This is a genomic window from Stenotrophomonas sp. 05N37 (assembly GCF_056397365.1).
The window spans coordinates 171,491-194,413 of the sequence record NZ_JBFTNG010000006.1; the positions used below are offsets into that span (position 1 = coordinate 171,491).

The window sequence follows — 22,923 nt, forward strand, 5'->3', positions numbered from 1 at the left end:
ATGCTTGCTACGCGGCCGGCCCGGCAGCATCGCGCTCTGCAACCCTGCCCGCCATCGCCTGCAGTTCACGCTGGTGCAGCGTCCGCGCTTCCTCGCCCTGGAACTGGGTGGCAAACAACGGCACCGCGAACACGAACCGCGGACCGTCATCCTCGCGCCGGATCACGTAGGCCAGCTGCAGCCGCGCCAACGCGCGGCGCAGCGCTTCGGGATCGACGCGCACGCCGGCCCCATCGAAGTCGGCCAGCAGCTCGTCCAGCCCCACGCTGCGCTCACCGGTGCCACCGAGCTGCGCGCAGGCGACGCGGTACACCACGATCCGATCGATGCGGTTGGCCTCCGCGTCCGGGGTCAGCCGGGCCCAGCCGGCCAACGCATCGAAGACCGGCTCGGCCACCAGCGCGGCGTGCAGGTGCGTCGCGTCGATCACGCGTTCGCCGCGGCCCAGCTGTGCCAGCAGCTGCTGACAGACGATCGCGACCAGATTGGCGCGCCGGCCACACGCGGCCACCAGCCGCCGGGGCAGCTCCGGCGCGCTGAAGTGCACGCCCAGGCGCGCCATCGGCTCGGTTGCCAGGGCCTGGCAGGCCGCCTCCTCCAGCCCGCCGACATGGATCACCTCACCGAAGTTGCGCAGCGGCGAGGCGAAATCCAGGGTGACCGCTTCATACAGGTCCCAGAATCCGGCCAGCATGAAATGGCAGCGCCCCTCTTCGCTGATCGCGCGCAAGGCGGCCAGCTGCGGGTAACCGGCACTGGCGTCGGCGCGCAGGAACAGGTCGGTCTCATCGACCAACAGCAGCAGCCGGCGCCCACCGGCCTGCGCGGACAGCGCGGCGACCACGGCATCGATGTCGGCGGTTTCAGGCAAGCCCAGCTCCACCGCCAGGCGTACGCCGAGGCGGTGGTCGCGCAGCGACAGGTAGCGGCAGTGCACCCGCGGATGCCCGGCGAAACGGCGCTCGATCGCCTTCATCAGGCTGGTCTTGCCCAACTGCCGGCCACCCACCAGCAGGTAGTTGCCGGGCTCGCGGTTGAGCACCCGGGCCAGCAGCGATTCGCGTCCGAAAAACGCCGTCGGCCGGGTGATGCCGCCATGCGTCTGGTACGGGGAGATGCGGGTCACCTTCAGTTGCCGTGCCAGCAACGCCAGCAGCGCGGCCGCGGCATTGGGCTGCAGCAGCCAGCGGCTCTGCGCGACCTGGTCCAGGCAGACGCACAGGTTTGCGGGGTCGTCGGCATGGGCGACCAGCGCGGGCTCGGCTGCCAGCGATGGGCTGACCACCAGGACCACGTCCTGCCCGTTGGGCATGCCGCGCACGTGCTGCACGATCGACTCGCCGCTCAGGCCGTTGTCGGGGAGGTAGACCCATAGGCGCTCCAGCGCCAGGGGCATGGCATCGGGCAGCGTCCACTCGCGCACGCAACCGGGCAGCGACCATCCCGCCGCCGGGGCGTCGACGGCACCGATCCGCGCCGCCAATGCCGCCGCCTGCTGCGTCGCGGGTGCCTCTGCATGGCGCAGTGCCTCGCGCCACCGCACCGTGGCCACGCCGGCGTCGGCCAGCACGCGCACGCGCAGGCGTACCCAGCCCAACTGCCGGTCCAACGCCGGCAACGCCTGCAGCGGCTGCTCGAACAGGCGCCGCGGCGCGCGCACGATGCCGGCAATGGCCGGCTGCACGCGATACCAGGCCAGGCCAAGCGCCACCAGCACCACCAGGGTGATCCCGAGCAGCAGGCCCAGCCATTCGATGATGGTCCAGGGCGCACTGGCCTGGCAGTCCGGCGCCAGCCAGCGCGACGGTGGCGCCGGCTCGCCGGGCCGGCAACGCCAACTGCCGGTGGCCGGGGTGAGCGTGTGCTCCAGCACGGTGCCGGCCAGCCCGGCGCTGGCCGGGAAGCGGTCGGTAAACCGCAGCCGCAGCACGAACGGTGCCGGCAGCTCGGCCACCAGCAGCGCCTCCGCGGGGTCGTGCACACCCGGCACGGCGATCTCGGCGGGCCACTCGCCCTCCCGTTCCCAGTAGCCCTGCGCTTCCTCGCGCAACAGCAGCATGTCGATGCGGGCACGCTGCATCAGCATCATGCTTTCGCCGTCGTGCGAGATCTTCCACGCCACCCACGGGTTCAACATGGGCGCCACGAACAGGCTGGCCACGAACCAGGTCACGGCCACGATCAACAGCAGGCGCACGACGCGCCCACGCGACAGGCCCGTGCCGCGGCTCATGCGGGCACCTCGGCGAGGCCGTCGATCACCTGCCGCACCGCGCGGCGGATCGCCTCGCAGCGCCATTCCAGCCATGCACCGTCGGCGTGCGCGCGCGCTGCCAGCAGGTTGTGCCAGTACAACTGGCGCAGCAGCGGATCCACCAGGTACGGACGTGCCGGTGCAAGCCGCGGACGCGCCAGCCACGCATCCACCGCGGCGCGCGCGGCCGGGTCGCGCAGCAGCGGCAGCAGGGCTTCCCACAGGCGCGGATGCGTGGCCAGGGCGGCGATGACCGCGTCGTCGTCCAGCGTAGGCGCCGGCGCGGGCGTGGTCAGCAGGGCCAGCGCGGCCTGGGCCAGCAGCGGGTGGCCGCCGGACAGGTGCAGCGCGCGGGCCAGCAGGGCGTCCGGCACGTTGGCTGCGTTGCGCTGCAGGTCCTCCAGGCCCAGCTCGGGCCACTGCTCGCTGGCGGCGATGTTGAGCAGCGACAGGTCGCCGCCCTGGTATTTCAGATCGGCCAGTGCGGCACCGCCACAGATCAGCAGGTGCAGCTTGCCGCTATACATTTCGCTGAGGCTGCGCAGGATGCCGGCGAGCACATCGCGCGGGCCGGGCGCGCCCTGTTCGAAGCGGCTGACCAGGCAGAACAGTGCGCCGGGTTGCTGCAGGCGACGCGCGAGCGCCGCTTCGAAACCGGCATCGGAGTCGATGCCGTCCAGCCCGCACTGCGCGGCCAGCAACGCGAAGTAGTCCTGGTCATCCACGCCGGCACGGAACGGTGGCTGCAGGTGCAACACCCGATCGTGGCCGTAGCGGCGCGCCGCTTCGGCGAGCATCGCCTCGCGTTCCGGCGGTTGCCCCCAGTGCGCCTGGGTCAACAACAAGCTCACCGGGTACGGCCGCAGGGCCTGGAGACGGTCGAACAGACGCACCACCGTGGCCGGGACCGGCGCATGCGTGGCTGGCTCCGCCGGCTCTACCGGGAACTCCGGCTCGAAACCGGCCGAGCACAGCAGTGCATTGCTTTCCGTTTCGGTCAGGCGCAGGTAGTTGGCGCAGGCCAGCACGCGGTCGCGGTGACGACGGCTGGGCAATGACGCGCCCGCGCGCCAGTTGTTGACCGCCTCGCGGCTGATCCCGATCTCGGCGGCGACGCCGCCGGCGCTGGCCCGGATGCGGCGCATGTGGCGCGAGAGCAGTTCCGCGAACGCCGGGACGGGCATGGAGGGGGACCAGAACGGGTGGGAATCGGCCACCCTACCGTGGCCGTTTCTGCTGTCAACCATCTGGGCGGCCTGCCGTGTCGGGACCGGATCAGGCTGCCGATGCGGCGTGTGGCTGGCGCACCACGAACAGCTTGCGGGTCAGCAGCAGGAACACCACGAAGGCCAGCACGCCGAGCAGCACCACGCCGACCGACAACCGGCCCAGCACCGCGCCCAGGTCCTTCTGGCCCTGCAGCCGGTCCATGCGTTCGAACCGTGCCGGGTCGGCGCGCGCATACGCCACCTCGACCTGCGCCCCGTCCTCCAGGTACGGCGTCGCATTGTCTTCGGAGGTGCTGAATTCCCCGTGCCGTGCCACGCCGTCGACCACGAACTGATAGCGGAACTGATAGGTGTGGCTGACCCGGCCCTTGCGCCGGCTCTCCTCGATGTGGTCCAGCTGCACGGGCACCTGCACGCTGACGGGATCCTTGAGGATGGCCTGCGCCTGTCGATGGCCACTGAGCGCGGTCCAGGCAAAGCCGATGGCCAGGCCGACGTAGCCAAGGATGCAGAGCCAGCGCGCGGCGCGCGTCAGGCGTGCGTGCGAGGTATCGGAAACGGGAATGCTGATCATGGTGGTCCCCCGGTAGTGATCGTCATGGCCAGCCCTGGATGTGGACTGGCACCGGGAAAGTGTGCGGATGGGCGATCCGCGGGTGAACCGCCAGCCCGTCAAGTTGGCGCGTCACGCACTTGACGATGCGTCAAGCAGCGACGATCAGACGCATTCGTCCCGCAGTCGATGCAACGCCCTTCGCTGCGGGTCGGGCGCGATGCCCGGCGGGTGGCGTCCGCCACGCTCCTGGCCTACGCTCGCCCCATTGCCACACCCGGATACCCCGTGGGAAACACCGTCCAGTTCCGCCTCGCCCACGCCGGCGACCTGCCTGCGCTGATCGACATCGACAGCGTGGCCGCCCACGACCGGCGCCGCGTCGAGCTGTTGCAGCACTGGGTGGCGGCGCGCAGTTGCCACCTGCTGCTGCTCGACGGGCATGTGGTGGCCTACGGCGTGCTCCATCATCACTTCTTCGACAGTGGTTTCATCGAGATGCTGATGGTCGGTGCACACGTCCGTCGCCGCGGCCTGGGCGAGGCCCTGCTGCAGCACCTGGTGTCACGCTGCGAGCGACCGCGCCTGTTCACCTCCACCAACCGGTCCAACCAGCCGATGCACGCGCTGCTGGCGCGCAACGGCTTCATCGCCAGCGGACAGATCGACAACCTCGACCCTGGCGACCCGGAGCAGGTGTTCTTCCGGCCCGGCGTGGGTGCCGCTCAGCCTGCGATGTGAATGCCCAGCCCGCCCTCGCCCTCGGCCAGCCCGTCGCGCAGGGTGAGCGTGGGAATCACGTAGTCGCCGCCATTCTGCCGACGGTAGGCAATGGGCGGATCGCTGGCCAGTCCGTCCAGGCGTTTGCCCAGCTGCTCCAGCAGCGCGGGATACGTGGCCTGATCCACCCGGCCGGTGCGGTAGATCACGTGCGCCGGCAGCACCTCGAAGCCGGGATAGAACAGGATGCCGTGCTGGATCGGGAACAGCACGTCCTCGATCGGCCCATTGATGCCGCGCGGGCCGTAGTGCGACGCCCAGCCGCCGGTGGTGACCACCAGCATCGCGCGCTTGCCGCTCATCGCGCCTTCGCCATAGCGGTCGCCCCAGTGCGTATCCGAATGCTCGCCGACACCGTAGGCGAAACCATAGGCGTACACGCGATCGACCCAGCCCTTGAGGATGGCCGGCATCGAGAACCACCACAGCGGGAACTGGAGGATGACCGCATCGGCCCAGCGCAGCTTGTCCTGCTCGGCGGCGATGTCCGCGCTCTGGGCGCCGGTGGCGAAGGCCTGCCGTGAGTCCAGCGACGCGTGGAAGGGCGCAGACGGATCGCGCCCCACATGGTCATCCGCATCCACCTGGGCCTTCCAGCGCATGGCGTAGAGGTCGGACACCTGCACGCAGTGGCCGGCGCGTTGCAGGCGCTGGACGGTGAAGTCCTTGAGCGCGCCGTTGAGCGAGGTGGATTCGGGGTGGGCGTAGACAAGCAGGACGTTCATGGGCACTCCAATACGGGACTGCCAACCACCTTAGGCGGCGCCCGGCTATAGTAGAAATGAATTCCTTGCATTCCAGGCATTGCCATGGACGATACCTTGCGCCGCATCGACCTCAACCTGCTGGTGACCCTGCAGGCCCTGCTGGAAGAGCAGAACGTCACCCGCGCCGCCGAGCGACTGCACCTGGCCCAGCCGACGGTGAGCGTGCAGCTGGGCCGGCTGCGCGACGTGTTCGACGACCCGCTGCTGTTGCCCGGCCCCCGCGGCATGCGCAGTACCGCCCGCGCCGATGCGCTGCGCGAGCCGCTCGCCGACGCGCTGGCCGCGCTGCAGCGCGCGGTTGCGCCGGTGCAGCCGTTCGATCCCGGCCAGGCCGCGCTCACCTGGCGCATCATGGCCTCGGACTTCGGGGAAACCACCGTGGTGCTGCCTGCCCTGCCCGCGCTGCGCCAGGCCGCACCCTCGACGCGGCTGGCCGTGGTCGGCCTGGTACCGGGCCAGATGGTGTCGCAGAGCGAGCGCGGCGCCATCGACCTGGCGATCCACATCACCTCCGAAGCACCGCCGAGCCTCCACCACCGCCCTCTGTTCCAGGAGCGCTACGTACTGGCCGGCCGCCGCGACCACCCGCGCCTCAAGCGCCGGCCCACGCTCAAGCAGTTCTGCGCGCTGGACCATGTGATCGTCTCGCCCGATGGCGGCGGCTTCCACGGCAATACCGACAGCGCGCTTGCGCACGCCGGGGCACGCCGCAACGTGGTTCTGTCGGTGCCGCACTTCCTGTTCCTGCGCAGCGTGCTGCTGCGCACCGACCTGGTGGCGATGATGCCCTCGCGCCTGGTCGCGCAGGATCCGGCGCTGAAGGCGGTCCCCGCACCGATCGAGGTGCCGGGCTTCGAGATGGTGATGCTCTGGCACGAGCGCGTGCACCGTGACCCGGCGCACCGCTGGCTGCGCGAACGGATCGTGGCGGGGCTGGGCTGACCGGTACCGGCGGCAGGGCGCAGTCGAAAACGATATTGCGACGCGTCATGTAAACGGTTACATCCCCTGCTAGCGTTGCCCCCACCTCATGTCGAGGGTCGCCGAGGAGAGCTTGATGGGGTTGCCTGCCGATCGCCGCACCGTCCCGCGCCCGCCTGCAGAGCGCCTCGCGCGCAGCCTGCTGCTCCCGGCCCTGCTGCTGGCCCTGGGCGCAGCCGCGCAGAACCTGCCGCCACGCAGCCAGTGGCACGCCAGCAGTTCCTCGCAGCAGGTCCCGGCGATGGCGGTCAGCCACCTCATCGACGGCGACCCGAAGACCGTCACCGGCGGCGCCTTCAGTCCCGGCCACTGGTTCCAAGTGGACCTGGGCAACACGGCGTCGCTCAGCGGCGCGCAGATCACCTGGGATGTCTCCAACCCGGAAGGCTACACGCTGCAGACCTCGCTGGACGGCACGCAATGGCAGCCCGCCTACACCATGGCCGACTCGCTGGGCAGCATCGAAACCCTGTACTTCGCCCCACGCCAGGCGCGTTACCTGCGCCTGGCCAGTCCGGATCGCACCTCCGACTGGGGCGTGTCGATCTTCGAACTGGAGCCGCTGGACGCCGCCAGCAGCGCGCGCGTGGCCGCGCTCACCCCACAGCAGGCCGCCGCCGTGTGGCAGGGCGGCGGAGCAGTCCCGGTGCCGCCACTGAAGAGCGGCACGCACGCACTCGACATCACCCTGCCCCGCCCACAGGCCACCACCGGCCTGGTCGTGGAATGGGCCGGCGCGCACGGCGCGGCGCGGCTGCAGGCGCAGGACACGCACGGCGCATGGCGTGACCTTGCCACCGACGCGCAGGCCGGCAGCCGCCCGCAGAGCTGGCTGGCGGGCAGCGCGCCCGTGACGGCCAAGGCGTTGCGCCTGAGCGTGGCCGGCGACGCCCCGCAGGTTGCGCGCCTGCGCCTGCTTGGCCCGAAGGCGGTGATGACGCCGATGAAGCGATACCAGATCGCCGCCAGTGGCGCGCAACGCAGCCTGTTCCCCGCCTCGCTGCACATGCAGCAGACCTACTGGACCGCGGTCGGCATCCACGGCGGCCGGCAGAAGTCGATTTTCGACGAGTACGGCAACATCGAGGCATTCAAGGGGGCGCCGCTGGTGCAGCCGATCTGGCGCAACGCCGATGGCAACACCGCCGGCGCCGCCGACCATCCCGTGCAGCACGCCCTGCGCGACGGCTGGAAGCCCATGCCGTCGGCCACCTGGTCGCCCCAACCGGGGCTGCAACTGCGCAGCGAAACCTTCGCCATCGAACGCGACGGGCAGCCGGTGACGTACCTGCGCCACCGCCTCACGAACACCGGCAGCACGCCGGTGGACGGAACGTTGGCGCTGGTGGTGCGGCCGATGCAGATGAACCCGCCGTGGCAGAACGGCGGCCTTTCGCCGATCCGCGAGATCGCGATCGACGGCCGCAGCGTGCGCGTCAATGGGCGTCGCCTGCTGCAGTCGCTGAGCGCGGTGGATGCCGCCGGTGCCGCGCCGTTCGGGCCCGATGGCAACGCCGAGATCACCGCGGCGATCGCCAGCGGCGTGCTGCCCACCGCGCAGCACGCCCGCGACGCCGACGGCCTGGCGGCGGCCGCGCTGCGCTATCGCGTGCAGCTGGCACCCGGTGAGAGCCGCGCCGTGGTGGTGGCCTTCCCGCTCGGCACCGCCGCGACCGGTTCCGATGGCGCGTTGCCCGAGGCACCCCCGCTGGACCTGGCCGATGCCCCGCGCGACGCCGATGCCGCCTTCGACGCATTGGCCAGGCGCGCCGCCGACGACTGGCAGGCACGCCTGGGCCAGGTCGGCCTGCGCCTGCCCGACCCGTCACTGGTGGACATGCTGCGCGCGCAGGCCGCCTACATGCTGATCAACCAGACCGGGCCGGCCATGCAGCCCGGCCCGCGCAACTACAACCGGTCCTTCATCCGCGACGGCATGGCCACCTCGGCGGTGCTGCTGCGCATGGGCGAGGCCAAGGTCGCGCGCGACTACCTGGCCTGGTACAGCGAGCACGGCGTGCACGCCAACGGTCTGGTATCGCCCATCCTCAACGACGACGGCAGCGTCAACACCGGGTTCGGCTCGGATATCGAGTACGACAGCCAGGGCCAGTACGTCACGCTGGTGGCCGACGTCGCACGGCTGGACGGCGGTCCCGAGTCGGTCCGCGGCTACCTGCCCAAGGTGAAGGCCGCACTGCGCTTCCTGCAGGAACTGCGCGAGCGCACGCTGGTGCCCGGCTACATGGCCAGCCAACCCTCGCCCGAGCGCTTCGCCGGCATCCTTGCGCCGTCGATCAGCCACGAAGGCTATCCCTCGCCCACCCACAGCTACTGGGACGACTACTGGGGCCTGAAGGGCTGGCACGACGGCGCGTGGCTGGCCGACTCGCTGGGTGACCACGAAACCGCCGCGTGGGCACGCGCGCAGTACAAGGCGCTGTACGACGCCCTCGGTGCGTCGATCCGGGCGACGATGGCCTGGAAGGGCATCGACTTCATCCCGTCCTCGGCCGATCTCGGCGACGGCGATCCGACCGGCGTCTCGATCGCGCTGGACCCGACCGGCGCACAGAGCGTGCTGCCGCCCGAGGCACTGCGCACCACCTTCGCGCGCTACCTGGAGGACGTGCGCAAGCGCAGGCAGCCCGGCGCGCTGTATGCCTATACCCCGTACGAGATCCGCAACGTACTCAGCTACGTGCACCTGGACCAGCCAGCCGCGGCCGAGGAGCTGTTGCAGGGCCTGTTGCACGACCGCCGCCCGCTGGAATGGCAGGTACTGGCCGAAGTGGTGCACTCGCGGCTGCGCTTCCCGCGCTACCTCGGCGACATGCCGCACACCTGGATCGGTGCCGAATACGGGCGCACGCTGTTTGGCATGTTGATGCGCGAAGACGACAACGCACTGTCGCTGCTGCCGGGCACGCCGCCGTCGTGGGTGGCTGGCGAAGGCCTGGCCATCGAGCGCCTGCCCACCGCCTACGGCACCCTGCAACTGCAGGCGCGACAGCGCGACGATGCGCTGCGGCTCACGTTGGGCCCGGGCCTGCGCAAGGACGCCGCCGTGCGCGTGTGGTGGCCGTCGCGCACGCGGCCGGCCAGCGTGCGCGTGGATGGGCGCGCGGTGAGCGACTACGATGCAGACGGCGTGCTGCTGGCGCGGCCGTTCCGCACGCTGGAGGCGCGCTGGTAACCCCGCAGGGCAGCCGGGCGTGGCCCGGCTCTACAGGGCACGTTGCGGCCAGCGCCGTATCGGCACCGAGCCGGCGCGTTCGGGTAGAGCCGAGCCATGCTCGGCTGCTCCTGCCGCCTCACAGGTTCGGCAACCCCGGCGGATTGGTCTGCGATTGCGCCGCGCATCGATGATCCACCGCCGCGGCACCACGTAGATCCACGCCATGCGTGGATGAACCACCGACGCAGCATCCCACGGCCCCCGCGCATGCTGGGCCGCACTCACGTGCAGCGACCGCACGGCCAGCGCGCCCTCGACCACGCCGACTCCATCTTCGTCCCCGGCCGACGCGGCCCCACCGAGCGCCCCCGCAGGCACTGCTCGACGCCCTCACCCGCACGCACCTGCGCGGCGAACGCATCACGCCGATCTGCTCGGGCGCATTCGTGTTGGCGTGGGCCGGTCTGCTCGGGGGTCGCAAGACCACCACCTGCTGGGCCTCACAGATACCCTGGTCCGTACGTTCCGGCCATCCGCGTCCGCGAGGACGTGCTGTACGCCGACGAAGGCAGCCTCCTCACCTCCCACCGGCATGGACATGATGCTGCGCCTGGTGCGCAAGGATTACGGCGCGCGCGTGGCCAACCTGGTGGCCGAACGGCTGGTGCTCGCCCCGTGGCGCGATGCCGAACGCAGCCAGCGCGTGGTGCGCTCCATTCCTCTGGGCGAACCCACCCGGCTCGCCAGGCTGATGGAATGGATGCGGCGCAACCTGCGCGCGCACCCATTCGCTGGGCAGCATGGCCAAGCAGGCAGCGCTCAGCCAGCATGCTGCAGAGCCCGTTCCTGGACGCGACCGGCCTGTCACCGATCGACTGGCTGATCCGCGAGCGCGTGGCGTACGCGCGCGAACTGCTGGAAACCACCGACCGGCCGCTGCAGTGGGTGGCCGGCCAAGCCGGGTTTGGCTCGCAGGAGTCGTTTCGCCGTCACTTCCGTGGCATGGTCGGCACAAGTCCCACCGAGTACCGCAATCGGCACCGCAACATCATCCCCGCCGATCGACTGGTGGGCTGCTGAGCCGACAACGGCCAGTACATGTCGCCCGTGCCCGCCAGAACGCGACGCCCCGCCCCCGCCAGTGGTTCTGCCAAACTGGCACACCGCCATGTCATGCCCTGCTGATGCCCATGAGTACTGCCCTGGCCCCAAGCTGCTACCAGTGCGATGCCACGGCCACGGGAAGAGAGCACGTCCCTCCGAAGTGCCTCTTTCCCCGCAACATGGACCGATCGCGCCTGATTACCGTCCCGTCCTGCTCGAAGCACAACAACGACACCTCACAGGCCGACGAGTATTTGAAGTTTCTGCTAGGCGCGATCGCGTCGGACGTTCCGCCGTCGATCATCGCAAGTGCGGCAAGAGGAGCGGTTCGACTCGCCGAAAAGCGTAGCCGGAATATTCAGCGCTTTGGCTTCAAATGGGATGAACAGACACTCGTGATCGGAAACGAGTTCACTGTGGATATCGAGCTACTACGCGCTGGCTTGGAAAAAATGGCACGTGCACTCTACTTCGACCATCATGGCGGTCATAGAAAGCTGCGGATTCCACTGCACGTTCTTCCGCTGTTCCTCCCTGTAGACAACGCGAGCGATGTCCATTTCAGGGCGGATGTGGAAAGACTGAGGTCCCAGACTGCACAGGATATGGAGCGATATCCCAAGGCGGGCGGGCATCAACAGATCTTCGCTTACCAGATGTTCGAGTCTTCAACCACCGTCATGATGAACATGCAGTTCTATGGCGGTCACCATGCGGCAGTAGTGGGCCTTTTCCAGGCCACTGGCGATGCGTAATGCGCACTCCCCGCACTGACTACGTCATTGCACCCTGTGTCGGCTCGAACCCATGACGGTGAAGCTCTCCAAGCCGGAACAGGTCGCCCGAATCAAAACCGACTACCACGCCCACGGGCTCCACCGCACCCAGCAGCTGGTGGATGGCCCCGTCCAGCGAAGCACGTAGCAGCAACGCCGCGAAAGCCAGTGCAAACACCACGTGGCCAGGCGTGCCCAGTCCGGTGACCTCGTCCTCGTTGCAGATCACGCCGGCCGTTCTCAAGATCGCCGAGCCGAGGTAGGCCTTGTCGGGATAGTGCCTGGGGTTGCGCCACAACCACTCGCAGGCCTTGTCCTCCGGTTCGTAGTGACTCAACAGACCGACGTACAGGTCCGCGAATTCCACCCGGTCGCGGGTGGCGCGTTCGCCAAGTCCGAAGTAGATCGCGCGCACCGGGAAGGGGCACGGTGCCCGCCGCAGCACGCGGGTGAGCCACTTGCCCATGCCGGCACTCTCAACCGAACAATCAAGTTTCCCCAGCGCCGCCCAGGACGGGTGCGGGATGCGCTGGTCGCCCCAGGCCAGCAGCGTCTGCATGGACTGGCCGACATCCGTCGAGGCGCGCACTTCAGCAGCCAACAGGCGGTAGAAGGCGCGGTAATCCAGCTCTGACATCGTGCTTCCTTGCGGGTACGGGTGGAACCGCGAACTGTAGCGCCTGACGGCGGAATTCGATAAGGCAGTCTCGTCACCTCAGCCGGTTCTGCCACCAGGGTGGGCAGGATGCTCAACCTGGTGCACATGGATCACCGCTCGGGTAGCAAACCTGGCGGCGCTGCCGATGCTGCGTCGACGGGCAAAGACGGCTAGTCAGCGGGCTGTCCAGCCGCCATCCATCGGAAGTGCCGTACCGGTAATCTGAGCAGCGGCGTCCGAGGCCAGGAAGACCACCATGTCTCCGAGCTGCTCGGGCGTCACAAACTGCAGCGAGGGCTGTTTTTCGGCCAGCAGTGCGCGCGCGGCGGACTCCTTATCCGTTCCTTCCCGTTCCGCCAACGCGGTGATCTGCTGCTCGACCAGCGACGTTCGCACCCAACCGGGGCAGATGGCATTGGCCGTAATGCCCGTGCCCGCGTTCTCCAGTGCCGTCACTTTGGTGAATCCCACTACGCCATGCTTCGCGGCCACATAGGCAGACTTGTTCACCGACGCAACCAATCCATGCACCGACGCGATGTTGATCACGCGGCCGGATCCCTGCTGCTTCATGTAGGGCAAGGCAGCCGCGGTTGCATGGAACACTGCAGATAGATTAAGCGCCAGGATCGCATCCCACTTCTCCACGGGAAACTCCTCGATCGACGCAGTGTGCTGGATGCCCGCATTGTTCACCAGAATGTCGACGCGCCCCATTTTCTCGACGGCATGGGCGATCATTTCGCGCACCGCCTCACCACGGGAAAGGTCGGCGCCATCGTGTGCCACCCGTACGCCAAACTCGGTCGCCAAGCGGGAACGGATGCGTTCGATCTCCGCCGCATCGCCAAATCCATTCAGCACGATGTTGGCCCCTTGCCGCGCGAGCGCAGTGGCAATGCCAAGACCGATACCGCTGGTGGAGCCAGTAACCACCGCGACTTTTCCAGTGAACATGGGCGAGATTCCATCGGGGGCAGGCGGCCAGTGTAGCGGTTGGGAAGCCCATCAGCGCATGTCGCGCCCCTGGCTGCTTGCCGCCGTCGGCCATAATTGGCCCGCGATAATGCGCATCGCCGACTGGCGGAGATCCCGCGCAGTTCGCGCGGAGTTCTCCGCAAGCACACGCGCTTAGAACGAAGCGGCTTACTTCAACCGCTCAACCCACCGCTGCCTTAACTCCAACGCCGAAGCCGGGTTCTGCCAAGTAATCAGCTCGCGGTCCACTACCAAATGACTCGTCCACGGCGTGGTGTTGCTGCTGAACCTAGCACCCGCTCGCTGCAGCGCGGTCTACGGGTAGAACTTCATTTCACCGCCACCCAGCAGTGGCTTGGGCCGTTCTTCTTCCTGGTTCCTGATCACGGTCATCTGGGCGCCGCTGTAGATCCACTTCGGCGCGCTCGGCGTGGCACCGGCTTCCAGCGTCGCCACAAAGCCCTGGGCATCGGGCAGCGTGGACAGCAGCGCGATCGGCCCGTGGCAGACCAGAGCGGTAGTCTTGTTGCGCTGGTAGGAATCGGCCAGCAACCGGCCCAGCGCCGGGCTCTTCGGCAGGTCCTGCATCAGCGCGTGGCCATCGGGAATGTAGACCGTATCGAAATGCACATAACCCTGTTGCTCGACACGCGCCAAGCTGAGCACAGGTGACGCCTTCGGCGAGGTCAAGGCAAGTTTCTCCAGCAGGTCCTTGTGCACCTTCAACTGCGTGGCATCGTTGCCAAAGTGCGCAGGCGTCACCGATGACGCATCCACCGTAGGTGCCCGCCCCAGCGGCATGGCAAAGGTAACCTCGTGGCCCGCATCCAGCAGCAGCTTGACCGGCTGCATCAGTTCGTTGAGATAGAAGCCCGTCGACAGCACCTTGCCGTCCTTCAGGTCCACGTGGTTTTCATCGGACGGCACCACCAGCACGTTGGCGGCATTAGCGCCCGTAGCGGCCAGGGTCAGGGTCAGGGCCAGTGCAACGGCCAGTCGCCTCATCAGATTCATGGGGGAGCTCGTCGGGGAATGGCCGCCACTTTATTCATCGCCCCAGCGGCGATAAATTGGCCTTCCCGCAAAACATCTGTTCCCCGGAGAGCCAAATGAGCCGCAAGTTCGGCTACCTGGGCGATGTGGAGGTGTTCCTGGCGGTGGTCGAGCACGGCTCTTTCACCGCCGGCGCCGTGGCCCTGTCCACCACGCCCTCGGTGCTGAGCCGCGCGTTCACCCGGCCGGAAGCACGGCTGGGCCGGCAGCTGCTGTAGCGGACCACCCGCCGCGTGGGCCTGACCGACGCCGAGCGGCTCTATCGGGAACAGGCTCGCACCGCCCTCGGCCTGCTGGACGACGCAGAGCGCGACGTGCAGGGCCAGGAAGGCGCGCTGGCCAGCCGCGTGCGCCTGAGCGTGCCGACCACCTATAGCCATTGCCGGCTCCCGCCCGTACTGGCGCGCTTTGCGCTGCAGTACCCGCATGTGCAGGTGGAACTGAAACATCAGCAACCGCAACGTGGACCTGTTGGCCGAAGGTTTCGACCTGGCCATCCGCCTGGGCGGGCTGCCGGACAGCGGGCTGGTGGCGCGCAAACTCGAAGACGCCCCGCTGCTGCTGGTGGCCGCGCCGGACCACCTGCAGCGCCGCGGCACGCCGCAGACGCTGGACGATCTGCAGCAGCACCTGTACCTGCCCTTCGTGATGCCGCGCACGGGGCGGTTGGCACCGTGGGTGTTCCGCAACGATGGGCACGACGTGGATTGGGTACCGCGTTCGTCCATCGAGACCTCCGACGATATGCTGGGCGTGGTGTCATTGGCCGAACAGGGCATCGGCATCTGCCAGAGCTATGAGTTCATCGTGCGCGAGCGGCGGCTGCGTGGGCACCTGGTGAACTGCTGCCGCCGCTGCGAGGTAGATCGCGGCCGTTCGCGGTGATCTATGCGCCCCATCGGCGTCAATCGGCGGCAGCGCGGGTAATGGTTGAGCTGCTGGTGGGAAATGCGGCGATTGCCGAGGAGGGGATTGGTTGAAGATGCGATGCCCGCTGGCAGTGCGGGTTTGAGCTTTCTAGGCCTTGCGGTAGATGGGGCTGCCTAGCAATTCATCGCCAGGGTCATCAGCAACCAAACCCCCGGCTGCCTTGGCTTCCTGCCCGGACTACTAAAGAGCAAGGGCGGCTACCAAGCCACCGATTGCACCTTTGATTTGTGAAGTAGGTCTCCCCCGAAGGACAGGCAAGACCAGTCAGGACATGTCTCGCATCAGCGAAGCCGCCTCCAATCGTAGAGCCGCCGCAATCGGTTAAAACGATACGCGCCCGCTGCCGCTTCAGACCGACAGTTTGGCGAAGGAACATTGAATGGCTGATTCTGACTTTTAGCAGGACGGGGCTGAGCGAGCCTGCCTCGAAGAGAGCCGAGAGTAAAAGCACGCAAAAAGCCAAGATAAGCAGGTTCAGATATGCCCAATCAAGATTAGCGCAGCCTCCAAAACCAATCGCACGCCTTCAACTGTTAAACCAAAGTAATTCAGCCCCATTCCGCAAAAAATCAAACAATCGATATTCTATACAGCCAACGGCGCCCTACCCCGGCACCCGTCTCCTTCGAATAGCTCTTGGCGTAAGGAAATATCACACTAGTTGACTGATCAATCATCTCACGAATGTAATACAGAGCAAAGCCGATAACCTGAGGCTTTGTCGCCAACGGGCTCAAATAAAGGTTCGTGATAGCTCCCTGCGCCAGCTCAAACTTGGAGATGGATTTCTCAAGCACGAGGCAAGTCGCGAACGGATCGTTCGCACAAACATAGGAAATCTGCTCGTCAGGGACTCGCATCGGAGCATCTGCCACCTTCTGCAGGCGAACCAAACTCTCTTGATACATGTCCGCACTCAATGACGGCAAGCTAAGCAGCTGCAAAAGTTTGGCGCCGCTCTTATAAGAAATCACCTGACTAACCAAATCATGGTCATAACCACAACCAACCAACAATACATCATTCGATAAATCAACCTTATGGACACCTTCGTAGCCCCCCACCTGACGCACAGAATAGACATCAGATGAGAAGACGGTATCCGACTTCCTCAGATAATGCGAGGGCTCGGTATAAATCAAATCAACATTGGCAACCCCGCTTGCACGTAGATACATAAGCAGGAACATCAAATGAGGCCGCATGAAGCCAGTTACATCTATACAAAGAGAATCATCGACACGCAACCCTGATACGACTGAATCCATCACCTCATAAATAAAATCAGATTCGTTCCCAGAATCGGATTGCAAGATGTTAGCGCCATAAGGAAGCTCGCTATCACTAAATTCATATTCATTATGGATGACCCAATACTTAGATCCAGAATTGATCTTATCAAAAGTTGAAATTACCCGATCACTGAGATTGTACGCTGATACAAACACATCGCAGGAGTAGTCCGCAGGCAGCAGTAGTCGACCATTGCCAATACTCTCGTATAAGCTCTTATAAATCAAAGAGCACCTCCTGCGTGAAACCGCCCCCCGATGACCGCCATCTTTCAAGAGCCTTATATCCGGTCATCCTTTCAACCCTACCGTTGATAGCCTGCTTCACAACCGGTTGATCAACTCCTGGATCAAGCAAGACTGCAGCGAGCTCATCACTCAATTCAATTGCACCTCGCCTCGACTCAGAAATGCCCCATCGCGACACCAACATCGGATTAATCTGATACTTATACATAACCCTGTCATCGTTCTTGGCGCTCGAGCTCTTGCCTACACCGATGAGAAATGCCCACGTCTCTGCCGCCCGTATGACTCGTACGCAATCGTCGGAGAGTGCGTCAACGTTTACAAGAAAACAGCAAGCGTCGCACTCTGACGGATTGTCGCTGTAACGGACAGCACGCAGAAGGCTAGCCACATTGTCAACCATACGCCGAACAACAGTTCCAAAAGAGTCTGCCTGAGCATCCTCCCAGAACCACTCTGCCGTATCCTGCACGCCATATGTTTGAGCTTCCAGAGACAACGGAGATCCCTGAAATGGGGCCTCTCCAGCGAACATGGACCTTCTATATATATTCTTCATAATATTGAGAAGATTGCGCGGGACACCCTGCGACAGCTTAACCACGGTCTTCAGCCCAGCGTAGACTGGCTTCTTCCCGTATTCTCGGCACAGCTGAGCGTACATATCAGATGAAAAATGACTGTACAGCTGATAATATCGCTCGGACGCCTGCTTTCCTCCAGAGCGGAAAGCAGCGCACGACGCCGCTATCTCCTGCGACAACTCAAGAAGCGCACCGCCTCGCGGCGCCGCCTTAAGAAATGCTAGAATATTCACCTTTTCCAGCAGTGGATGATCAGGAATGGATAGATTTGCAACTACCGAATTCGCCTGATCATCGGCGAGAAATCCATCCAATTGCTGCCGCAATCGCACAACGTGCGGACGATCCAAGCCTGACATCTCTCTGCCAGAGATAATTGCAAGAGCCGCGTCACGATAGAAAAGCGCCGAGTCTGCCTCATCAAAGCACTGACGAAGATCTGACATATCCGCGAATTTGTCCAAACCTTGGATTTGAAGGCGCTTTAACAGGAGCCTCTCCGCCAACCGCTCGTAATCTTTATGCCTGTCGCGCAAGACCTCATCTATCACTACGTTGTCGAACTCCGCCCCCCTATGAATCGGCTCCCCTGAGCCTAGCGTACCCAAGCCCTTGACCCCATACAGCCTAGATCCCAGCCGAAGCGTAACGTTACCCTTGCGGTACCGAATAAGTGAATTTACGAATCGCTGTTGATCTGCGGTGAAATTTTCAACCTCATCGATCAGATAAACAATCACTAAATCCCGGACACTCGGAACTTCCTCGGCGAATATTTTGGGAATGCCGTAAAACAGATCCCCTGCACCGAAACCTATCTCTATTCCGTCGAGATTTCGACGAATAGCAGAGTTATTCACGACCACATCAACCTTTGCTCGGATGGAATTTAGGCCAGCAATGAGGTCGCCAATAGTCAGCGCCTCTGCCAACTCATCAACTCGAACGGCCGAAGAAATTTTACGTGAGATTCTCTTCTGCACATCCAGAGGAAGCGGATCTGTAAGTGGCCTGAGCGCGGAAAGGAAGCTGACGGCGAGCCAGAGCTCAGTCGAGTAAGAAAACACTGCAGCCCAAGTCTCATCAGACTGTCCTTTCCCTGAGAACCTATGGACATTCAAGCCATCAATGCTTGTGTACACGCCTATGTACTGATCATGAGCGATCGCATCACTCAGACTTCCGTGTCGAAGCTCCTGCACTGCTGATGAGCAATAACGCATCAGATGCGTTTTCCCGCTCCCCTTCCCTCCAAGAATGAACATTGGGAGTAGCGAGGTCGGATTTAATAGACTTTGTAGACCGAGCTCTTCCACATCGACCCAGTACTCTTGAACTTGTCGATCAGAGTAGTCTGACGCCTTATTAAGATCAAATGGATTATCTCTAGCTACGGACTTGAGTGCCGATTCCATCATACCTTCGGATACCTTCTGAAAATTGGGCTCCATGAGACCGAGGAACCATTTGACAGTTCGCCCCAAATAATAGGAAGCGTATTATCAGGGGTGTTGTGAAAGAATCCCAACAAAAGCTCCCCTCCACCAAACCCTAGTGGGTGACCCGGCCAGACCAGACCTCCGTACTTGCGAGCTATCTCGTCTAGAATGTCCGATTCTATACCTGGCGGAAGCCCATTCTTGTATCGCGACCCGCTGAAAGCCCATTTGTAGGTGTCATCCAGCTCAAAAATAGCCTCAGCGTTGGGGCCAAAAACTGAGTCATTGCGAACTATATCAAGGCCATCCTTCGATGCAAAGAGACAAAGATAGTGCAGCTCAACATCGGGCTTTTGCGCAACGAGATCCGGCAGAAGATCTTTGGAATATCGAGTTGCCGTTTCTCCACTCCCGCACATGTCATCGATGAACACATAGCGAGTTATTTCTCCGTGACGAACAACCCTCTGCCGTCCCGAGCTAGTAGCTTCCGTCTTGTATAATTGCGCCGAGTCCAGGAAATTATCTTTAGACAGTCCATTTTCCTGTCTGAAATAGTAGAGTAGGTGCACACCACTCTCTGACGGGTTTCCAACACCAAGAAATCTCGTCGCGAAAATCTCCCTTTCAAATTCAGCATGAAACTCCATGTAACTTGAAGTTCTCGACTTCACCCTGTGCGCTAGAGGAAGGAAAAAGAGGTCCCTATAAAGGGATTTGAGCAGCACTCTGATTTCCTTGGCGCCGAAATACATGAACTGAGAAAGCATGTAGAGAGCGTGAAGCTGCTCTACAGCCGAGGCCTGACGGGCGTCACCTCGAAAATTTCCGAGCCATTGAACTACGGCGGGCCCATTGACAGCCCCAGCCCAGGAGCGCTCGTCTAGAGTGAGCACTCTTTTTGCAAGCGCCTCCCAAGTTTCCATCTGGTCATTCGTAAGCCCGCCCGGAACAGTCAGCATTTGTAACCTTCCTAAAAATAATTACCCATTCCGTTGAAATCACGCTCGCACTTCTATTCCGCTTGGTCATGAGCCCCCGAGACTTTATTTCATCAACAAGCTCAAGCTCAACTGCAAAACCAGCGCGCTCCATGATATTCGTGAGAAATCGTGACGACCAAAACTGCTCACCACAGACCTCATTATTTCCAATGACAAGAATGAAGAACCCACCAACTTTAAGGACTGCCGAAGCCTCAAAGAGCGCCTCCTCCATTTCTCTAATATAGGTAAAACATATCGCAGCCCGAATTGGGTTCTTCCTCTGTATGCGCTCCAGAACATCTCTCAATTCGCCACTAGTGCTCCCAAAATCCATCAACCTGTGACTGGAAGTCAAATGCTCGCGGCCGATAGTCGCATTCTCCAAAGGCTTCAACTGACGTGCGCCAGCCAGACCCAGCCACCCCAAGCTTAGGGAAGATGCGCGAATGTATTTCTGAGCACCAGCATACGGTGGCGACGTAATTATTAGATCAACGCTCTCGAGATCCAGTTCTCCGCCATTCCCACGACTTATCTTCCTGGCATCTCGCCCAACGTGATCGAACGACCTGAAGTTTTGCCCCATAGCTGACAGCGACGCCAAGCGCTTTACGTTTGACCTGAACTGATCAGCAAAAGCGCTAAAGACGTCTTCTGAACACAATTCTGGACGACCAGGCCTCGACATCACTGGAACTGAGAGGCGCGGATCCGCGTTTGAAACCTTTCTAAGGCTCGCCGAAAAAGTAACAAGGAGAAAGGTTCTGACTGCGCCATCGAACTCATTACAAAGAACAAATCGCAATCGGACCAGTGCGCCAATCACAGTCGGCGTGAACCACTTCTCCAGATTAACGACATCAGGAAGATTCCGTTTTCTGCACAGCTTGTACTTAGACTCAATAGTCAAGAACACCGAGTCCCAGTCGACCCTGTCGGGTGGATTGGTTTTAGCCTCCGCGATAAGCCGTGCTAACGGATTGGTATCTGCGTAAGCCGCCAACCTCCCGGATAGGATCGTCTCCAAGGCGACAGTTCCGGTACCCCCAAAAGGATCCAAAACAACTCCGCCGAGGGGGCAAAATGTCTGGGACGCGAGAAAAAAATGTGCGATCTGCGGCAGGAGCTTTGCAGGGTAATGGTGCAAGTAATGCGTCGCGCGCTCTCCCACCTTCATCCAAGGGACTAGCTGTCGAAAGGATACAGTTACCGGCCGACCATTCACTCGATAGTCACGAGTGAGAGATTCAATAAGTTCCGTTGTGTCGACGGGATAAGGCTTTTGGCGTTCCGTCACCGCCCTGCGCGCCTTCGGCGTAGTCACTTCCTCATCCTCAAATATTTCCGTACAGACCATGCTTCGAACCTAGGCTAGCGTACAGAGTGGCGGCCTACGCTTGAAGTCCTACTCCCGTGCGCCCGCTGAGTATAGAAAGAGCGCCTCTTGGGCGCTCATTCCATCCTATAGAACTACTCCGAACCCCAAAGCCGGTTGACACCGTTCCCTTGTGTCACTCCCACTCGATCGTCGCCGGCGGCTTCCCGGAGATGTCATAAACCACCCGCGACACCCCCCGCAGCTCATTGATGATCCGGTTACTCACCGTACCCAGGAACTCATACGGCAGGTGCGCCCAATGCGCCGTCATGAAATCAATGGTCTCCACCGCACGCAGCGCGATCACCCACTCATAAGCGCGCGCATCGCCCACCACGCCCACCGACTTCACCGGCAGGAACACGGCAAACGCCTGGCTCGTCTTGTCGTACAGATCGGCCTTGCGCAGTTCGTCGATGAAGATCGCATCGGCCTTGGCCAGCAGCTCGGCGTACTCACGCTTCACTTCACCCAGGATACGCACGCCCAGGCCCGGGCCCGGGAACGGGTGGCGGTAGACCATGCTGCGCGGCAGGCCGAGTTCAACGCCGAGGCGACGTACTTCGTCCTTGAACAGCTCACGCAGCGGCTCGACCAGGCCCAGCTTCATGTGTTCCGGCAGGCCGCCCACGTTGTGGTGGCTCTTGATCACGTGCGCCTTGCCGGTCTTGCTGCCGGCCGACTCGATCACGTCGGGGTAGATGGTGCCCTGCGCCAGCCACTTGGCGTTCTTCAGCTTGGTGGACTCTTCATCGAAGATGTCCACGAACAGGTTGCCGATGATCTTGCGCTTGGCTTCCGGATCGCTCACGCCTTCCAGCTTGGCGAAGTAGCGGTCGGCCGCGTTGACGCGGATCACCTTGACGCCCATGTGCTCGGCGAACATCGCCATCACCTGGTCGCCTTCCTGCCAGCGCAGCAGGCCGGTATCGACGAACACGCAGGTCAGCTTGTCGCCGATCGCCTTGTGCAGCAGCGCGGCCACGACGGACGAATCGACGCCGCCGGACAGGCCCAGGATCACTTCGTCATCGCCCACCTGTTCGCGCACGCGGGCGATCTGGTCGTCGATGATGTTGGCGGCGGTCCACAGGGTTTCGCAGCCGCACACATCCACCACGAAGCGGCGCAGCAGCGCCTGGCCCTGCAGGGTGTGGGTCACTTCCGGGTGGAACTGCACGCCGTACCAGCGCTTCTCTTCGTTGGCCATCGCGGCCACCGGGATGCGATCGGTCACAGCCGTCACGGTGAAGCCCGGGGGCGCGACGGAGACGTGGTCGCCGTGGCTCATCCAGACGTTCAACTTGGGCTCGCCGCCGTGGTCGCTCAGGCCCTTGAACAGCGCATCGGGGGCGACGACGTTGACTTCGGCATGGCCGAACTCACGCTGGTCGGCCGCTTCGGTGGCGCCACCGAGCTGGGCGGCCAGGGTCTGCATGCCGTAGCAGATGCCGAAGATCGGCAGGCCGCTGTCGAACACTTCCTGCGGCGCGGCGGGCGCGCCCGGCAGCGTGGTCGACTCCGGGCCACCGGACAGGATGATGCCCTTGGCGCCGAACGCGGCGATGTCGGCCGGGTTGTGGTCCCACGCCCAGATCTCGCAGTACACGCCGAGCTCGCGGATGCGGCGCGCGATCAGCTGGGTGTACTGCGCGCCGAAATCGAGGATGAGGATCTTGTCGTTATGGATGTTGGTCATGGTGCCCGGGCAATGCAGGAGTAAATACGGGAAACACAGATTCGTTACCGGCGGC

General features: G+C 63.6%; 17 protein-coding genes and 1 pseudogene. 6 read left to right on the plus strand and 12 right to left on the minus strand.

The genetic code is table 11. The features are described 5' to 3' along the window. Window positions 1-7 precede the first annotated feature (7 nt). The 3 genes from AC1DGC_RS16410 to AC1DGC_RS16420 form a co-directional block, all read right to left on the minus strand. Complete coding sequence (locus AC1DGC_RS16410) at window positions 8-2,233, minus strand: hypothetical protein (protein WP_478048360.1); 2,226 nt, start codon at window positions 2,231-2,233, stop codon at window positions 8-10. Beyond that, window positions 2,230-3,438 carry a hypothetical protein gene (locus AC1DGC_RS16415; RefSeq protein WP_394163658.1) on the minus strand — a complete coding sequence of 403 codons (1,209 nt, stop codon included), beginning with the start codon at window positions 3,436-3,438 and terminating at the stop codon, window positions 2,230-2,232. Before AC1DGC_RS16415 ends, AC1DGC_RS16410 begins: the two co-directional genes overlap by 4 nt. Before the next feature lie 91 nt (window positions 3,439-3,529). Beyond that, the gene (locus AC1DGC_RS16420; protein ID WP_259208529.1) at window positions 3,530-4,057 is read right to left on the minus strand and encodes a DUF3592 domain-containing protein; all 528 of its coding nucleotides are present in this window, start codon (window positions 4,055-4,057) and stop codon (window positions 3,530-3,532) included. Window positions 4,058-4,324: 267 nt separating this feature from the next. On the opposite strand from AC1DGC_RS16420, the gene AC1DGC_RS16425 reads away from it, so the two are divergent. Further along, the gene (locus tag AC1DGC_RS16425) at window positions 4,325-4,777 is read left to right on the plus strand and encodes an N-acetyltransferase family protein (protein ID WP_478048361.1); all 453 of its coding nucleotides are present in this window, start codon (window positions 4,325-4,327) and stop codon (window positions 4,775-4,777) included. On the opposite strand, the gene AC1DGC_RS16430 is transcribed toward AC1DGC_RS16425, so the two are convergent. Further along, entirely contained in the window at window positions 4,762-5,541 is a 780-nt protein-coding gene (locus AC1DGC_RS16430; RefSeq protein WP_394163652.1) for an NAD(P)H-dependent oxidoreductase, read from the minus strand. The genes AC1DGC_RS16425 and AC1DGC_RS16430 overlap by 16 nt on opposite strands. 84 nt (window positions 5,542-5,625) lie before the next feature. Here AC1DGC_RS16430 and AC1DGC_RS16435 point away from each other — a divergent pair, with 84 nt between their 5' ends. The 4 genes from AC1DGC_RS16435 to AC1DGC_RS16450 all read left to right on the plus strand — a co-directional run bounded on the left by AC1DGC_RS16435 (window position 5,626) and on the right by AC1DGC_RS16450 (window position 11,601). Beyond that, window positions 5,626-6,525, plus strand: a complete 900-nt coding sequence (locus AC1DGC_RS16435) for a LysR family transcriptional regulator (protein WP_259208523.1) — start codon at window positions 5,626-5,628, stop codon at window positions 6,523-6,525. 115 nt (window positions 6,526-6,640) lie between these two features. Next, window positions 6,641-9,760 (plus strand): galactose-binding domain-containing protein, encoded by a 3,120-nt coding sequence (locus AC1DGC_RS16440; RefSeq protein WP_478048362.1) that lies wholly within the window; start codon window positions 6,641-6,643, stop codon window positions 9,758-9,760. Between the two features lie 810 nt (window positions 9,761-10,570). Continuing rightward, on the plus strand, window positions 10,571-10,822 hold the full coding sequence (locus AC1DGC_RS16445; protein WP_478048363.1) for a helix-turn-helix domain-containing protein: 252 nt from the start codon (window positions 10,571-10,573) through the stop codon (window positions 10,820-10,822). 110 nt (window positions 10,823-10,932) lie between these two features. Then, window positions 10,933-11,601: a hypothetical protein gene (locus AC1DGC_RS16450; RefSeq protein WP_478048364.1), complete on the plus strand. Its 669-nt coding sequence runs from the start codon at window positions 10,933-10,935 to the stop codon at window positions 11,599-11,601. Between the two features lie 19 nt (window positions 11,602-11,620). Here the strand turns inward: AC1DGC_RS16450 and AC1DGC_RS16455 are convergent, their stop codons facing one another. The 3 genes from AC1DGC_RS16455 to AC1DGC_RS16465 form a co-directional block, all read right to left on the minus strand. Further along, the gene (locus AC1DGC_RS16455) at window positions 11,621-12,259 is read right to left on the minus strand and encodes a hypothetical protein (protein WP_478048365.1); all 639 of its coding nucleotides are present in this window, start codon (window positions 12,257-12,259) and stop codon (window positions 11,621-11,623) included. Between the two features lie 195 nt (window positions 12,260-12,454). After that, a complete protein-coding gene (locus tag AC1DGC_RS16460) occupies window positions 12,455-13,237 on the minus strand; it encodes a 3-hydroxybutyrate dehydrogenase (protein ID WP_478048366.1) in 783 nt (260 codons plus the stop codon). Window positions 13,238-13,573: 336 nt separating this feature from the next. Then, on the minus strand, window positions 13,574-14,272 hold the full coding sequence (locus AC1DGC_RS16465; protein ID WP_478048367.1) for a type 1 glutamine amidotransferase domain-containing protein: 699 nt from the start codon (window positions 14,270-14,272) through the stop codon (window positions 13,574-13,576). A 95-nt stretch (window positions 14,273-14,367) separates the two neighbouring features. On the opposite strand from AC1DGC_RS16465, the pseudogene AC1DGC_RS16470 reads away from it, so the two are divergent. Beyond that, window positions 14,368-15,291, plus strand: a pseudogene (locus AC1DGC_RS16470) (LysR family transcriptional regulator). Window positions 15,292-15,810: 519 nt separating this feature from the next. On the opposite strand, the gene AC1DGC_RS16475 reads toward AC1DGC_RS16470, so the two are convergent. The 5 genes from AC1DGC_RS16475 to guaA all read right to left on the minus strand — a co-directional run bounded on the left by AC1DGC_RS16475 (window position 15,811) and on the right by guaA (window position 22,868). Continuing rightward, complete coding sequence (locus tag AC1DGC_RS16475; RefSeq protein ID WP_478048368.1) at window positions 15,811-16,761, minus strand: hypothetical protein; 951 nt, start codon at window positions 16,759-16,761, stop codon at window positions 15,811-15,813. After that, window positions 16,751-18,817 carry an ORC-CDC6 family AAA ATPase gene (locus tag AC1DGC_RS16480; RefSeq protein ID WP_478048369.1) on the minus strand — a complete coding sequence of 689 codons (2,067 nt, stop codon included), beginning with the start codon at window positions 18,815-18,817 and terminating at the stop codon, window positions 16,751-16,753. The genes AC1DGC_RS16475 and AC1DGC_RS16480 overlap by 11 nt, the downstream gene beginning before the upstream one ends. Then, window positions 18,781-19,767, minus strand: coding sequence for a phosphoribosyltransferase-like protein (locus AC1DGC_RS16485; protein ID WP_478048370.1), 987 nt, complete (start codon window positions 19,765-19,767; stop codon window positions 18,781-18,783). Before AC1DGC_RS16485 ends, AC1DGC_RS16480 begins: the two co-directional genes overlap by 37 nt. Further along, complete coding sequence (locus AC1DGC_RS16490) at window positions 19,736-21,148, minus strand: hypothetical protein (protein WP_478048371.1); 1,413 nt, start codon at window positions 21,146-21,148, stop codon at window positions 19,736-19,738. The genes AC1DGC_RS16485 and AC1DGC_RS16490 overlap by 32 nt, the downstream gene beginning before the upstream one ends. A gap of 154 nt (window positions 21,149-21,302) precedes the next feature. Next, the gene (guaA, locus tag AC1DGC_RS16495; RefSeq protein ID WP_046273759.1) at window positions 21,303-22,868 is read right to left on the minus strand and encodes a glutamine-hydrolyzing GMP synthase; all 1,566 of its coding nucleotides are present in this window, start codon (window positions 22,866-22,868) and stop codon (window positions 21,303-21,305) included. Between the last annotated feature and the right edge of the window lie 55 nt (window positions 22,869-22,923).

Excerpts from the sequence above, each read along its gene's own strand:
- AC1DGC_RS16415 (WP_394163658.1), bottom strand. The coding sequence starts at position 3,438 with ATGCCCGTCCCGGCGTTCGCGGAACTGCTCTCGCGCCACATGCGCCGC.
- AC1DGC_RS16435 (WP_259208523.1), top strand. The coding sequence starts at position 5,626 with ATGGACGATACCTTGCGCCGCATCGACCTCAACCTGCTGGTGACCCTG.
- AC1DGC_RS16455 (WP_478048365.1), bottom strand. The coding sequence starts at position 12,259 with ATGTCAGAGCTGGATTACCGCGCCTTCTACCGCCTGTTGGCTGCTGAA.
- AC1DGC_RS16480 (WP_478048369.1), bottom strand. The coding sequence starts at position 18,817 with ATGGAGCCCAATTTTCAGAAGGTATCCGAAGGTATGATGGAATCGGCA.
- AC1DGC_RS16420 (WP_259208529.1), bottom strand. The coding sequence starts at position 4,057 with ATGATCAGCATTCCCGTTTCCGATACCTCGCACGCACGCCTGACGCGC.
- AC1DGC_RS16485 (WP_478048370.1), bottom strand. The coding sequence starts at position 19,767 with ATGCTGACTGTTCCGGGCGGGCTTACGAATGACCAGATGGAAACTTGG.
- AC1DGC_RS16440 (WP_478048362.1), top strand. The coding sequence starts at position 6,641 with ATGGGGTTGCCTGCCGATCGCCGCACCGTCCCGCGCCCGCCTGCAGAG.
- AC1DGC_RS16450 (WP_478048364.1), top strand. The coding sequence starts at position 10,933 with ATGAGTACTGCCCTGGCCCCAAGCTGCTACCAGTGCGATGCCACGGCC.
- AC1DGC_RS16460 (WP_478048366.1), bottom strand. The coding sequence starts at position 13,237 with ATGTTCACTGGAAAAGTCGCGGTGGTTACTGGCTCCACCAGCGGTATC.
- AC1DGC_RS16430 (WP_394163652.1), bottom strand. The coding sequence starts at position 5,541 with ATGAACGTCCTGCTTGTCTACGCCCACCCCGAATCCACCTCGCTCAAC.
- guaA (WP_046273759.1), bottom strand. The coding sequence starts at position 22,868 with ATGACCAACATCCATAACGACAAGATCCTCATCCTCGATTTCGGCGCG.
- AC1DGC_RS16465 (WP_478048367.1), bottom strand. The coding sequence starts at position 14,272 with ATGAATCTGATGAGGCGACTGGCCGTTGCACTGGCCCTGACCCTGACC.
- AC1DGC_RS16490 (WP_478048371.1), bottom strand. The coding sequence starts at position 21,148 with ATGGTCTGTACGGAAATATTTGAGGATGAGGAAGTGACTACGCCGAAG.
- AC1DGC_RS16410 (WP_478048360.1), bottom strand. The coding sequence starts at position 2,233 with ATGAGCCGCGGCACGGGCCTGTCGCGTGGGCGCGTCGTGCGCCTGCTG.
- AC1DGC_RS16445 (WP_478048363.1), top strand. The coding sequence starts at position 10,571 with ATGCTGCAGAGCCCGTTCCTGGACGCGACCGGCCTGTCACCGATCGAC.